A 14,435-nucleotide genomic window follows, 5' to 3' on the forward strand; every position below is an offset into this window, starting at 1 on the left:
AACCTTGTTGTCGCTTAAAGAAATACTTCTGACATTATTTTATTGAATAAAGTCTTTGAAAATGCATGAGAACACATCATTTTGAAACATTTTATTCAACCATATCAAAGCGATAGCACAATTATGAAATGCTTTTCTTCCCCCCCTTTCTTTGAGCATACAAAATATAATAGAATAGCGCGAAATACCTGACTATCAAGTAACAAAGTCTTGTATACTAATGCGCAAATTTCGTCCTCACTTATTTAGAGTAATGTAATGGCTGACTTATCAAAATACAGAAACATCGGTATTTTTGCTCACGTTGACGCGGGTAAAACAACCACCACAGAACGTATCCTTAAACTTACCGGTAGAATTCACAAAATTGGTGAAACTCACGAAGGTGAATCTACTACCGACTTTATGGAACAGGAAGCTGAGCGCGGTATTACTATCCAGTCTGCGGCTGTAAGTTGTTTCTGGAAAGATCACCGTTTTAACGTTATCGACACACCTGGACACGTTGACTTCACAGTAGAAGTTTACCGTTCTTTGAAAGTTCTTGATGGTGGTGTTGGTGTATTCTGTGGTTCTGGTGGTGTTGAACCACAATCAGAAACTAACTGGCGCTATGCTAACGAATCAGAAGTTGCACGTTTGATCTTTGTCAACAAACTAGACCGTTTGGGCGCTAGCTTTTACCGTGTAACTGAACAAGTTCAAAAAGTACTGGGTGCAACACCACTTATCATGGTGCTACCAATTGGTACAGAAGACGAGTTCTGCGGTGTTGTTGATCTTCTTAGTCGTAAAGCTTACATCTGGGATGAGTCTGGTCTGCCAGAAAACTACAAAATCGAAGATGTTCCTGCTGACATGGTTGATCAGGTTGAAGAATACCGTGAGAAACTAATCGAAACAGCCGTTGAGCAAGACGACGATCTTATGATGGCATACATGGATGGTGAAGAGCCTTCTATCGATGACATCAAACGTTGTATCCGCACCGGTACCCGTGACCTTGCGTTCTTCCCAACCTACTGCGGTTCAGCGTTCAAAAACAAAGGCATGCAGCTTCTTCTTGATGCTGTTGTTGATTACCTACCAAGCCCAACAGATGTTATTCCGCAAGATCTTACGGATGAAGAAGGTAACCCAAACGGCGAAAAAGCCATCGTTTCCGCTGACGAACCGTTTAAAGCACTTGCATTCAAAATCATGGATGACCGTTTTGGTGCCCTGACTTTTGTTCGTGTATATTCTGGTGTATTGAATAAAGGCGACACGATTCTAAACAGCTTCACCGGCAAAACAGAACGCGTAGGTCGCATGGTAGAAATGCATGCAGACGATCGTAAAGAAATCAGCTCAGCGCAAGCCGGTGATATCTTAGCGATTGTTGGTATGAAAAACGTACAAACAGGTCACACGCTTTGTGATCCTAAACATCCTTGTACGCTTGAAGCCATGGTCTTCCCTGAGCCAGTAATCTCTATTTCTGTTACGCCAAAAGACAAAGGCGGTAATGAGAAAATGGGTATTGCTATCGGTAAAATGGTTGCAGAAGATCCAACATTCCGTGTTGAAACAGACCAAGATTCTGGCGAAACTATCCTTAAAGGTATGGGTGAGCTTCACCTAGATATCAAAGTGGATATCTTGAAACGTACTTACGGTGTTGATTTGATCGTTGGCCAACCACAGGTTGCTTACCGTGAAACCATCACTAAGCCAGTTGAAGATACTTACACGCACAAGAAACAATCTGGTGGTTCTGGTCAGTTCGGTAAGATCGATTACCGCATCAAACCAGGTGAGCCAGGCTCTGGTTTCACATTCTCTTCTTCTGTAGTAGGTGGTAACGTACCAAAAGAGTTCTTCCCTGCTGTAGAAAAAGGCTTCAAGTCCATGATGGACGAAGGTGTTCTAGCTGGCTTCCCAGTACTAGACGTTGAAGTTGAATTGTTTGATGGTGGTTTCCACGCCGTTGACTCCTCTGCTATTGCCTTTGAGATCGCTGCCAAAGGCGCTTTCCGTCAGTCTATTCCAAAAGCTGGCGCTCAGTTGATCGAACCTATCATGAAAGTAGATGTGTTCACGCCTGATGATCACGTTGGTGATGTTATCGGTGACCTTAACCGTCGTCGTGGTATGATCAAAGACCAAGAGAAAGGCTTGACTGGCGTTCGCATCAAAGCTGACGTTCCTCTTTCTGAAATGTTTGGTTACATCAGTACATTACGTACAATGACTTCAGGTCGTGGTCAGTTCTCTATGGAGTTCTCTCACTACCTACCATGCCCTTCTAACGTTGCAGAAACCGTTATCGCTGCAGTGAAAGAAAAGAAAGAAAAAGAAAAGAGCTAAGTTAACCTCTTCTCTGTATTCAAAAAACCCGACCTCATGTCGGGTTTTTTTATGACCAATGCTCGGTAATAATCACAAAAAAAAAGCGCCGAAGCGCTTTTTATATTATTCAGAAATAACAAAACCATTAGAAAGGTAACGGATATTCTTTAAAGACAGCAGATATTTCCTGTAAAGCCTCATCAGACAAAGTCATATCAAAGGCGGCCATATCTTCTTTCAGCTGATCTACAGTCGTAGCACCGATGATGGTCGAACTCACACCATCCACTTGATCACACCACGCTAAAGCAAGCTGAGCCGGTGTCATGCCATACTTTTTCGCAATACTCACGTAAGCCGTGACGGCCTTTTCAACCAAAGGTGTATCACGGAAAATCCCATTCCTCTGAACGTAAGTCCAACGACTCCCTTCAGGTCGAGCCCCTCCTAAATACTTGCCCGTCAAAGCACCTGCTGCCAATGCCGACCAAGGCAAATAAGCAATATCTTCATGCACACAATGCTCTATCAGATAAGGCCAGTCTTTAGCATGCAGCAAACTGAACTCATTTTGAATGGAAGCAACTCTGGGGAGATTGTGCTTATCGCTCAAACGTAGGAACTCTGCAATTCCCCAAGTTGTATCATCAGACAAACCAAAGTGGCGAATTTTACCCGCCTTCATACAAGCATCAAGCCCCTGAAGGATGTCCAAAATTTGAGCAGACTGCTCATCACGATCAACATCAGTGAAAGTAATTTTACCGGGGAAGTGCTTGGCGAAATGAGGCGTCGTTCGGTTAGGCCAATGAAGTTGGTATAAATCAATATAATCCGTCTGCAAACGCGCTAACGAAGCATCAACGGCCTCAATAACGGTTTTCCCTGAAATATTGCTGCCATCACGGATATAACTTAAACCTGGACCAACAATTTTCGTTGCCAAGATAAATTCTTTACGACGCTCAGGGTGGCGAGATAACCAATCACCAATAATAGTCTCTGTCTTACCATAAGATTCCGCTGTCGGTGGTACAGAATACATCTCAGCGGTATCCATGAAGTTCACACCATGAGCAAGAGCATACTCAATTTGAGCATCCGCGTCAGCTTGGGTGTTTTGCGTTCCCCATGTCATCGTCCCCAAGCAAACACGAGAGACATTTAAGCCCGTTCGACCGAGTGGCACATATTTCATTATCACAATCCTTAAAAATCAAAGTAATCAGACTAAAGTGATGAAAATAATAAACTATCCGTGCCAATAGCCCAACTAGTCTTCTAACAAATGCTCATACCTTTGATCTGTCAGCGTTTTCAAAAATGCGACAATCGCATCAACCCTTTCTTCTTTTAAAGCAGGCCCCATGTTTAAGTTTTCAAAATCAATATTTTCTGCAACCTCAGGTTCGCCCCATTCCTCTCCTGTTTCTGGGTTGATCGTACGCTGAGGGTTATTGTACTTGTCATAAAACAATACGACGGTGCGCAGATCCTGGAAAACACCATTGTGCATATAAGGACCCGTTACCGCGACATTACGCAAGGTCGGCACTTTAAACTTACCCGCTTGTTTCGGATCACTGACCTCTGGATTTTCCAGCAACCCCAAGTCCGCTTTGTAGCCTTCCTGCGCCGCCAATATGGGATTAGCAGGCACACCAATATTACGATACTCAAAGTTGGTAAATGTTTCTTGGGGATGGAAGGGGGAAGTGTTTAATTGATGACAGGCATTACAGTTCGTAAATTGCTGAGAGAAAAATAGAACTTTACCCAACTCTTCCTCTGGCGTTAATTTAACTTCTCCACGTAAAGCACGATCGTATTTAGAATCAAAAGGCATAAACATCGCCGTTTTCTCAAACGTCGCAATGGAGTCTGTAATGGCTGCATACCCTTTTATCGGATCATTTAATATGCCATCACCATAAAGTTCATCAAATAAATCTTTATAACGTGTATTTTTTTTGACACGCGCGACAACGTTATCACTATTTGGCAATGCCATTTCTACTGGGTTAACAAATGGGCCCTCTGCCTGCTCAGCCAAACTAGACGCCCTACCATCATGAAATTGACCACCCCGATACTCGCCATTTGACATTTTATGGAACGCCGGTGAAAACGCGGCATAAGATGCGGTAGGCGTGTTGCGCGTACCGATGGAGTGAAGATCACTTCCTAAAGAAACAGCACCATAAAGGGTCTCTTCACGGCTATCGGCAAGACCATGTGCAATATCATGACAGGTAGCACATGATTGATTCCCTTCTTTTGAAAGGCTTTCATCGAAGAAAAGTTGCGCGCCAAGTAGCGCTTTTGGATCAGAAGATGGAACCGGCAACTCATTAGATTGACCAGGTGATTTGGTTTTAGGTTGAACAACAACCTCTTTCGGCTCACTGCATGCCGTTAAAAGAAAAGCAGCAACCGCACTGACTACTGTCATTCTTAGCATAATGTCATACTCTGAATGGTTAATAAGAGAAGTCTAAATCATACACCGTCAAAAAAACTCAGTACAGCAATGATAATCACTTTCACTATTTTTGAAAACACCAGACAGTGGGTACACGAAACTTATCAATCTACTTGTCCGGTGTTTTGTTTATCGCAACCTAGTTATGCTCTGGTAACGTCACGTTTAACTCAAGTACAGAGCAATCGTCCGTATTCTCTAGTTGAATTTGCACATCTTCACTGCCCACATCAACATACTTACGAATAACGTCAATAATTTCTTGCTGCATTTTAGGCAAGTAATCCGGCTGACACCGTTTTGTACGCTCATGAGCCACAATAATTTGCAAACGATCTTTTGCTACAGAAGCCGATGTTGGCGCACTTTTACTTTTAAAGTAATCAAAAATCCCCACTTTAGCCCCCCAGCAAACGTTTGATAAAGCCTTTTTTCTGAACGTCTAAAAAGCGCAATGGACGCTCCTCACCCATCAGACGATCAACCGCATCACTGTATGCAATACCAGCTTCAGAAGCAGTATCCAATATTACCGGCGTGCCTTGGTTAGACGCTTTTAGCACAGCCTCTGATTCAGGAATCACACCCAAAAGAGGAATGGCCAAAATATCTTCAACATCAGAAACGCTTAACATTTCACCTAAGGCCACACGCCCAGGATGATAGCGAGTCAGAAGTAGGTACTCTTCGATAGGCTCTTTGTTTTCTTCCGCACGTTTCGACTTACTCTGTAAGATCCCCAAAATACGGTCAGAATCTCGCACAGAAGACACTTCTGGGTTCGTCACCACAATGGCCGCATCAGCAAAATACAACGCCATTTGAGCGCCTTTTTCAATACCGGCCGGTGAATCACAAAGAATGTAATCAAACTCTTTAGATAATTCTTCTAGCACTTCTTGGACACCTTCAATGGTTAAGGCATCTTTATCTCGAGTCTGAGAAGCGGGTAAGATGAACAAATCTTTTGTGCGCTTGTCTTTAATTAAAGCCTGCGACAAGGTGGCTTCTTTGTTGATCACATTAACAAAATCGTAAACAACTCTTCTTTCACACCCCATAATAAGATCGAGGTTTCGCAAACCCACATCAAAGTCAATAATGACTGTTTTGTGCCCTTTTAGAGCAAGACCAGTCCCGATAGCAGCACTCGATGTTGTTTTGCCAACCCCCCCTTTACCTGAGGTGACTACTATAATTTTTGCCAATGCGATATCCCCCGATAAGCCTAATGGCGACTTATCTAACTAATAAAATAAATAAATGTTACAACGGTGTGATTTCTAAATGGTCGTCAACTAGGAACACTTGAGCACTGTCCTTCCAGACAATATTTTGTAATGCATCAGTGAGCATGAAATTCCCAGCGATGGAAACCAATTCGGCCTCTAAACTCTTACAAAAAATACGCGCCTCAGTGTTCCCTTTTACACCCGCCAATGCTCGACCACGCAAGGCACCATAGACATGAATATTACCATCCGCCAAAACTTCAGCACCCGCGCTAACAGGCGCCAGTACAATCAAATCGCCTTCAGAATAAACTTGCTGGCCTGAGCGAACTGGTTTATTAATCACTTTTGTAGACTGTGGAACTAGACGCTCCTCAACAACCGTTTTGACAACCACATCTGGACTCGTGGTTTCCCTTATCGGCGCCACAGGTGCAATCGCTCTTGCTTTGCTAGCAGGCAATAAGGGAATCGTCACAGACGACCGCCACGCCGGGTGATTTTCAGGGTCGCAACGCCACCCGATAACACCCAGCTCCAATTGTCTCAACGACTGTATAAGCGCTTCAAAATCGGCAAGCACAATGCCACGCTTCATTTTTGAAATATCAATGATAATAGGCGCTTGTGTAAAAAAATTCGGTACTTGCTCAATCTTTTGCCTTAAATGATACACAATATCATCTAAAGAAAAAGTATGAATATCCAACAAAATGGTAGTAACAACGCTTCCTTTTAATTGGAAGCCTGAGTCTGTCATGAACACTGTCCTTTTTGATATTAAAATGGCGGTCAACGTCTTAATTTATTGCGTTAAGCGCACTGAAACACTCATAGCGTAGACATGCGTTTTATTCTACCAAGCTAATCGATTAAAAGAAGCCATCTAAACACCACATTTACATTTGCCAGTATAATTATCGTCATTATAACCAAATTAGAGAGACGGTTTTCCTACAATAAAAGAAAAATGGTTAACCATTTGATTTGTCTCACCTTTTGCATGCTTCTGACACAGCAAATTCTGGGGATAACCGACTGGTACCTAAACCACTCTGTTTTGTCAGTTTGATCTGAACAGGAATTCTCTCTTTTAACGCAGAAATATGACTGATAATGCCAATGGTTTTACCAGAGGCGTGAAGGTTATCTAACGCATCCAAAGCCGACTCCAGCGTTTCTGTGTCTAGGGTGCCAAACCCTTCGTCTAAAAACAGTGAATCAATACTGGTTTTGTGAGACACCAAATCCGATAACGCTAAAGCAAGCGCTAAACTCACCAAAAATGACTCACCGCCCGATAAGGTTTTAGTATCGCGAGTGGCATTGGCTTGCCAGACGTCAACAACGGCCAAAGACAAAGCGTCTTCTTGTCTTACTAATTGATAGCGTTTATGAAGAATAGTCAAATGCTGGTTAGCCAGATACACCAAATGATCAAGCGTTAGGCTTTGAGCAAAGCGCCTAAATTTTGCCCCATCAGCGGAACCAATAACATAATTAAGCCGCTCAAGATGCACAAACGCCTCTCGCCGTTCCGTTAATTGTTGCGCCGATGCTTTCAGCTGATCTCGGCGGCGATGCTCTTCCCGCAGCTGTTGAGATACCACTCCCCATTGACGATGAAGGTCTTCTCTTTGCGACTCCAACTGACGACACTTCGCCTCTAGCGAGTCGATATCAGCGAGTGCATCTTGATCTAAACAAGCCATAACATCTGCCGCAGGCTTGGACTCAGACAGCTGCTCTAATGCTTTTGTTATTTGTTGGCATAAAACGTCCGCCTGGGACACGGCGTCAGTGAGTTGCTTTGATATCGTCTCACTTTGAGCATACTCTTCTTCCGTCAGTATCGCGTCCAGCCAAGTGGCTTCACTCGCAAAATTCTGAGCCTTTAGCTGTGCCTGCCAATGCAACACCGCCTCATTGTACTCAGATTGTGTAGCATCAACTGTTTTACCAAGTGTAGAGAGCGTTGCTCGAACAGATGTCATGCTTTGTACAAGGCGTTGCTTTTCAGTATCGCATTGATCGCGATACGTTTGACTGGCCGCTAGGCTTGATTCTGCCTCTTCTCGCCATTGAGCGACACTTTTCCCTTTTAACATTTCTGACACCTGCTCAGAGACTTTCTCCAACTCCGCGTTCAATGCCGCTACGCTTGTCTCGATGTCCTTGTGATGGTCAATGCTCTCCTGCAAAGACTGATGGGCATTTTGTACTGCATGTTGTAACTGATCCTGCTCTTTTAGTAATGCATCATGACCTCGTTTACTGTGACGCCATTGTGCAATGTCTTCGCCAAGTAGCGATAAGCCATCCATTAAACCCTGATCACGGGCAACCACCAAATAACGCTCAGGCACATCAAGACTCTGCATCTCAGCAAACAACGACACCTGCGTCTGATCAATGCCCTTCTCGACCTCTTGTAAGGTGTTGGTATGCGTTTCAAGGGACTGAGTTAATAGCTGATACTGACTTTCTTCTTTAGCGAGCTGCTGTTGTAAAAGCACACCCTCAGTTTGCTTTTCTTGCAAATTCGCTTCAGCCTGCAGACAGGCCTGATGACGCTCTTTAATTTCAACAGACACGTCATTGAGAGCCTGCCACGCTTCCTTGGCGGCTTGGACCAAAGGACGAATGCGTTGCTCATCGATAACATCAAATGTTTGATCCGGCGCTACAACAGCCAACCACTCTTGTAGCTCGACCTCTGCAGTTCGCACGGCCTGTTCAAATTGAACGCGCTGCTCTGTGACCGTCGCGTGTTCACGTTGCGTCATCTTTTCTTCTTCTGATAACTGAATACCTTGTCGTTTTAACGCATCAAGGGATTGATTCAATTGCTCAAGTTCAGATGACAGTCCAGAGTCTGTTTCATAGGTAGCATGGGGTAAATCATGTTGTGACGAACCACACAGCGGGCAAGGAACATCGTCCTGTAAATTATTTCGCAAACTTGTCAAAGCAAGAATGTGTCGTTCGGCTTCCACCAGCTTGTTCAGAGCGCTTTGATGCTGCCGCTGATCTCTAAAAGCGTCACGTTGTCTTTGTAATTCATTCTGCTGATCCACAATGCGTTGTGATAACGTCAACAAATGCGCATCCAAAGCCGTCAATTGCGCGATTTGCTCTTGATAACGAACAAATTGCTTCCACAAAGATTGTGCATCCCGATAAGCGCCTTCCGCTTGGTGAAGCGTTTGTTGCCATTGCGCCATATCTCGCTGGCCAGACAAGGCCATGAAAGCGTCACGAGCTTGAGTGGCAATACTCTCGTGATTACTCGTACTTTCTTGGTTCTGCTGGTGTTGTGTCTGAAGATGAGTAACAGCAGCATGGGCGTCGTTGTGGCTCTGCTTCGATGTCTCAATAGTTTGCTTAAGACTTTCTACTTTTTGCTGATCCTGCACCAAGCTCTGCACCTGATGTTGCCAATTAGATAAGGCGTTCTCAATCTTTTCAGGGGCTTGCCATTGACTTAGGATAGCGTTACTTTTTTCACAAGCCTGATCAACACCATGCTTTTGATCAAGTAGTGCCCGATGTTGCCCTTCTCTTGCTTGTCGCTTTTCCCGTGCACTTTCAAGACGTTGTGATGCTTCTTTGTGCTGCACGCCCAGTGTGGCTTCTTGAGAGAGAAGAGGTTGTATGTCTTGCTCAACCTGGCGGTTAAATGCCACAAGCGCTTCATGCGATTTTTTGTGCTGTTCCGTCGCTTCTTGCCGTTTCTTGTCGATACATTCTTCTTGCTCAGTCAAGGACGATAACTGTGCGTCGTATTCCTTGATGTCTTTTTGACTTTGCTCTAACCGCTGCTTGATGGCTTGTTGCTTTTCAAAGTCAGGACGCAGTTTCTGAGCAATGGTCGCTTGCTCAAGTCGCTTCTGTTCTGGCTCAAAAGCACTCAGTGCTGATTTCGCTTTATGAAGCGCTTGCTGTTGTTGATGCTGCTGTTGCGTCAACTTTTGTTCTTGCTGACGCCAAGTGAGATACGCCTGATGAATTTTTAACGTGTGAGCACTGTCTTTATCCTTGGCACCAAAGGCCATTTCAGACGCCTGTAACGCCGAGAAATCGTCCTCTGATAACAAGGCAATCTGCTCTTGCATCGCTGATAATGAAGCAATAGCCTGCTTTTCCGTCTTGTGTTTTTCAAATACCCATTTAGACAGTTGACCATAAATTTCCGTACCGGTTAGCTCTTCTAACAATTCTGCTCGATCGTTCACGGAGGCATTTAAAAAAGCAGAAAAACCGCCTTGCGCGAGCAACATGGACTTAGTAAAGCGTGAAAAATCCAGCCCGGTCAGCTCAGCCACCTTATCGATTTTATCGTTGATCTTGGTGGTCAAAATGGCGCCATCGCGCTCGGACAACTCACAGGTCATCGGTTGCAATTTACCCTCACTCTTACCATGCGCTCGGCGTTGCCCCCAAAACGCACGATAACCTTTCCCCTTCACTTCAAACTCGACTTCAGCCAGACATTCGGCTGTGTGACGTGTCATCACCTCGTTTTGACTTGGAGACACTTTTAAACGGGGGGTTTCATGGTAAAGCGCCAAACAAATAGCATCCAGCAGAGTCGATTTTCCCGCCCCCGTGGGTCCAACAATGGCAAACACACCCGCCTCATCAAAGGGCGCCTTGGTGAAATCAATTTCCCATTCCCCTTTGAGGGAATTAAGGTTTTTGAGACGCAGTTTGCATATTTTCATTGGTTCGACTCCTGAGCATGGTTGGCCTCATCAAGCTCGAAGACACATTGATTGAACAACGCGGTCAGGATCGATTTATCGTTTTCGTTGATGTCGGCTTGTGTCGCAAGGCTTTGCTCAAACACGTCATTTACCGTTAATTCAGCTAAAGTTTGTCGCTCAGCGAACGCCGCTTGTTTTTTCTCTTGACTGGATTTACGCATCACGCGCAATAATTCAATGGGCTTACCCTCAATCGTCTCTAGCAAACGTTTATGCACGTCACTTAAATAGTCATTAGCCACCACCGTCACTTCTAGCCACAGAGTTTGATTGTCTGGCACGTCAAGCTGATCTATTTGTGTCGTCAGTTCACCTAAAGAGCCTGTTAGGCTTTGCATGGCTTGAAAACGAGGAATAGACACAAAACGCAAAGGTTTTTCTGGCTTAGCAAATAAGTCTTCGGCGAAGGTGAATTTTGCCAGTAAGACAGTATCTATGATGGTGACCGTTTTCTCACGATTCAACTCATCAAAGCTTAGAGGGATAGGAGATCCACTGTATCGGTATCGCCCCTCTTTACTGATGGCTTGCGCACGATGAATATGCCCCAACGCCAAATAGTCGAACATTGGAAAAACATTGGCCGGCAATGCTTCTAATGTGCCTACATACAGATCTCGCACCGACTCACTAGATTGACTACCCACTGCCGTCAAATGCCCTGTTCCCAAAATGGGTAAAGGTCTGTCTAGGTGTCGGTTTTTTTCACGCGCCGCTTGGAAAACCCCATTATAAAACCCCTGTATTTGCTGGAGCAGGCTCTGCTTTTTGTCCTGCTCTGACTGACCCGCCACACTGGTCACAACATCTTTCGGTCGTAGGTAAGGCACAGCACATAACCAAGCGGCCTGCTCGCCCTGCTTGTTTCTTAAGGCCACAACATGGGACGCTATCTCATCAATGTTCGCCTGACTCGATACATGGGCCTCTAAATAAGTCAGTAAACTTTTTGATTCGTTTAACATACTGACCGAATCATGATTCCCCGCCACAACGATAAGCTGGCAATGCCTTGCTGTCATATCCAACACCAATTGATGATACATTTCTCTGGCATAACTCGGTGGGGAACCTGTATCAAAAATATCCCCCGCGATGATAACGGCATCAATCGCTTCTGCATCAATTAATGCCAACAACCATTCAATAAAGGCTTTATGCTCTGCTTGACGAGATTTACCCATAAAGTGTTGACCAAGATGCCAATCGGAGGTGTGTAGAATTTTCATATGTAACCTTATAAATTAAATCGGTAAATCTGACTATCAGCTAGCGGACAAAGTGTAATTGGTTGCTTCTTATTCTCAAAGGGCGAAGCACTTGCCCCCAGTCCTTTTCAGATAATTTTTGACCGTGATAAATAATATGCAAAGGGGCACTGCCCACTTTTGACAAGGCATCTGCAATAAAAGAAGTGCAATGGGCATCTTCTAGTAAAGAAGCGCTATTAGCACGCTCAGGCAAAGCATAAATACCTAATAATTGCGTCGAAAAACTCGCTAATGCTTCTTCCCAATAAGGCGTGTAACCTGCGTTTTCAACCGATGAAATCACGACGGCAAAGCAATCGTCTAATCCCAACTCATACAATAAACGGCCTTTGCGTCTTCCTCTCTCACAAATTACTTGCACGGGGTCGTTTGAAGACAAATTCACAATACATTGCCAAACAACGGCTGGTAGCGATGATTTCTGCATTAATAAAGTCAGGGACTCACCAACCGGATTAATCGCCATACATTCGTATTGAAACTCTTCATTCCCCATGGCAAAACACAAAGACACGCGATCGCCGAATGAATCATCACTTGGCCCAAGCAACGTCAGCTCAACAGTAAAATCGTCAAGTATTTTTTTAGAGAGAAGGGAAAAAGTAACCGATTTAGACAAGGTTTTCGTCGTTAACAATAAATCTGACGTCACTGAGGTTTGGCAAGAAAGCAGAGAATCGCCACTGTCACATTGATACAAACGACACGCACCACAGGCCCCCGCACGACAACCGTATCGAACATCCACATTATGTTCCAACAAAGACGACAGCAAGTTATCGCCTGCTTGCGCTTCGATAACCGTACCGTCTAAATTGATAGTCAATGACTGCAAACTCATACCCGAACCTAACTCATTAGTGATTCAAGTATTATGGCATATTTGGAAGCGTGAAAATGCGGTATTAGGAAAGAGAACAAGAAACATGAATCATTGTGCAAAACTTTAAAAGACGGGGCGGAAAAATAGCCCTTGTGTTTTGACTTGCTATGAGACCCATACCAAAACAAGGTATATTTTGGTATTCAGGAGAGACAACATGGCGCAATAAAAATTCTTAACGAGATCATGCAGAAACGAAAAGTCGATGGAAGCAAACTCTAAAGTAGACTGGATTTGGGGGCGTTCTTTAAGCATGCTATTATTATAGAAAAACCCCCGCCGAATGGAGAGGACTTTATCAGCAGTCTGGAACATAAAAATGTTCTTTTTTGGAGAAACTCTACAGCCTCAACACCTTGCTAACCGGAAAAATGCGAGCGCAGCGAGTAATTTTTCCTCGTGCAGCAACTTGTTAAAAACCATTAACCACCAACCTTGTTGTATGCCATCACTATAAATTCTTTAACTGGTTCAAACTCAGCTTCCGTTGATACGGTAAATTCTACATCGCCAGTCCCGTAATGGCCTATTGATGTTACATCTCGATAGTTTTTTGTGCCCTCTGGAATATCTAACGGCTTAAGCTTTAAAAACAGCTTGATATTCCTACCTTTAACTTCCATACAGGCGATGTTCTGTGAGATTTTATAAGCAACGTAGAATTTTTTTGGCACTTCTTCAATTGATTCATCTAAGCCAATGATGAACTCTCGCATGATTGCTGTTAACTCTCGGATTTCATCACTTTTCCCTTCAAGCCTTTCATCAAAGGTATAAATTGCCGTGGCGCGGGTTAACGCGGCTTTTTTGCCAGCTTCAACCATAACGGGGTTTTTGTATCCCGTATCACTGGTAGCCGAAGACGTTGTTACTGTTGAGGATTTTGCAGTATGAAAAACCTCTTCGAGATAAAGTGAGTTGTTTGAAAATAAGCGGTATTTCCATAGCTCAATATTCGCGCCCATGACCTGCACTGCATGCAAATCATACTTCTTATAGTTTGGAGCGATACAAATAACCCTAACATCAGACCAATCAACCTTTACACCATTTCCCAATTTTTTTTGTACTGCGATTTCAAAATCACCTTTGTGATCCTGAATCCAGTGCAAGTAAAAAAGGCTTTGATTAATAAGCTCCGAAGATTCAACTTTCTTATATTCGATTATTACCGGATTATCTTCTTCTGATAACGCAAGACTATCAATTCTACCTGCGTGCTGAGCTCCAGTTGAAAACTCACTGGCAATGAATCGGCAATTAAAAACTGTTTCCAGATTTTTCTCTATCAAGGACTGCAAATCCTTCTCAAGAGCAAAGTTTTTTTGCTCGACGGAAGATAATTTATCCCCTGAAATATCGAAAATCGGCACTTGATGATTACTCCATTGTCTCTTTGACTTCTAACATTTTAATAGTGCGTATGCGCGTTTATACATTTCGAAATTTGTTTAAATATCTCTATAACCA

At 43.8% G+C, this 14,435-nt stretch carries 10 protein-coding genes; 1 reads left to right on the plus strand and 9 read right to left on the minus strand.

Annotation, left to right across the window (positions count from 1 at the left end; genetic code table 11):
• Window positions 1–258: 258 nt before the first annotated feature.
• The gene (gene fusA, locus LG368_RS01230) at window positions 259–2,349 is read left to right on the plus strand and encodes an elongation factor G (RefSeq protein WP_226752895.1); all 2,091 of its coding nucleotides are present in this window, start codon (window positions 259–261) and stop codon (window positions 2,347–2,349) included.
• Between the two features lie 127 nt (window positions 2,350–2,476).
• On the opposite strand, the gene LG368_RS01235 is transcribed toward fusA, so the two are convergent.
• The 9 genes from LG368_RS01235 to LG368_RS15565 form a co-directional block, all read right to left on the minus strand.
• The gene (locus LG368_RS01235) at window positions 2,477–3,529 is read right to left on the minus strand and encodes an aldo/keto reductase (protein ID WP_226752896.1); all 1,053 of its coding nucleotides are present in this window, start codon (window positions 3,527–3,529) and stop codon (window positions 2,477–2,479) included.
• Between the two features lie 75 nt (window positions 3,530–3,604).
• Window positions 3,605–4,792: a cytochrome-c peroxidase gene (locus LG368_RS01240; RefSeq protein ID WP_226752897.1), complete on the minus strand. Its 1,188-nt coding sequence runs from the start codon at window positions 4,790–4,792 to the stop codon at window positions 3,605–3,607.
• Between the two features lie 160 nt (window positions 4,793–4,952).
• Window positions 4,953–5,210: a cell division topological specificity factor MinE gene (minE, locus tag LG368_RS01245; RefSeq protein ID WP_226752898.1), complete on the minus strand. Its 258-nt coding sequence runs from the start codon at window positions 5,208–5,210 to the stop codon at window positions 4,953–4,955.
• 1 nt (window position 5,211) lies between these two features.
• A complete protein-coding gene (gene minD, locus LG368_RS01250) occupies window positions 5,212–6,021 on the minus strand; it encodes a septum site-determining protein MinD (RefSeq protein ID WP_226752899.1) in 810 nt (269 codons plus the stop codon).
• 58 nt (window positions 6,022–6,079) lie between these two features.
• Window positions 6,080–6,805: a septum site-determining protein MinC gene (gene minC / locus LG368_RS01255; RefSeq protein WP_226752900.1), complete on the minus strand. Its 726-nt coding sequence runs from the start codon at window positions 6,803–6,805 to the stop codon at window positions 6,080–6,082.
• Window positions 6,806–7,037: 232 nt separating this feature from the next.
• Entirely contained in the window at window positions 7,038–10,769 is a 3,732-nt protein-coding gene (locus tag LG368_RS01260; protein ID WP_226752901.1) for an AAA family ATPase, read from the minus strand.
• A complete protein-coding gene (gene sbcD, locus LG368_RS01265) occupies window positions 10,766–12,040 on the minus strand; it encodes an exonuclease subunit SbcD (RefSeq protein WP_226752902.1) in 1,275 nt (424 codons plus the stop codon). The genes LG368_RS01260 and sbcD overlap by 4 nt, the downstream gene beginning before the upstream one ends.
• Before the next feature lie 40 nt (window positions 12,041–12,080).
• Complete coding sequence (locus tag LG368_RS01270; RefSeq protein ID WP_226752903.1) at window positions 12,081–12,923, minus strand: 2Fe-2S iron-sulfur cluster-binding protein; 843 nt, start codon at window positions 12,921–12,923, stop codon at window positions 12,081–12,083.
• 464 nt (window positions 12,924–13,387) lie between these two features.
• Complete coding sequence (locus tag LG368_RS15565) at window positions 13,388–14,338, minus strand: DUF5655 domain-containing protein (protein ID WP_226752904.1); 951 nt, start codon at window positions 14,336–14,338, stop codon at window positions 13,388–13,390.
• Window positions 14,339–14,435 lie beyond the last annotated feature (97 nt).

The sequence above is a fragment of the Marinomonas algarum genome, from assembly GCF_020532605.1.
In the GTDB taxonomy this organism is placed as follows: domain Bacteria; phylum Pseudomonadota; class Gammaproteobacteria; order Pseudomonadales; family Marinomonadaceae; genus Marinomonas; species Marinomonas algarum.

Coding starts and splice junctions, on each gene's coding strand:
- LG368_RS01240 (WP_226752897.1), bottom strand. CDS start 4,792: ATGCTAAGAATGACAGTAGTCAGTGCGGTTGCTGCTTTTCTTTTAACG.
- LG368_RS01270 (WP_226752903.1), bottom strand. CDS start 12,923: ATGAGTTTGCAGTCATTGACTATCAATTTAGACGGTACGGTTATCGAA.
- LG368_RS01235 (WP_226752896.1), bottom strand. CDS start 3,529: ATGAAATATGTGCCACTCGGTCGAACGGGCTTAAATGTCTCTCGTGTT.
- LG368_RS01260 (WP_226752901.1), bottom strand. CDS start 10,769: ATGAAAATATGCAAACTGCGTCTCAAAAACCTTAATTCCCTCAAAGGG.
- minC (WP_226752900.1), bottom strand. CDS start 6,805: ATGACAGACTCAGGCTTCCAATTAAAAGGAAGCGTTGTTACTACCATT.
- fusA (WP_226752895.1), top strand. CDS start 259: ATGGCTGACTTATCAAAATACAGAAACATCGGTATTTTTGCTCACGTT.
- sbcD (WP_226752902.1), bottom strand. CDS start 12,040: ATGAAAATTCTACACACCTCCGATTGGCATCTTGGTCAACACTTTATG.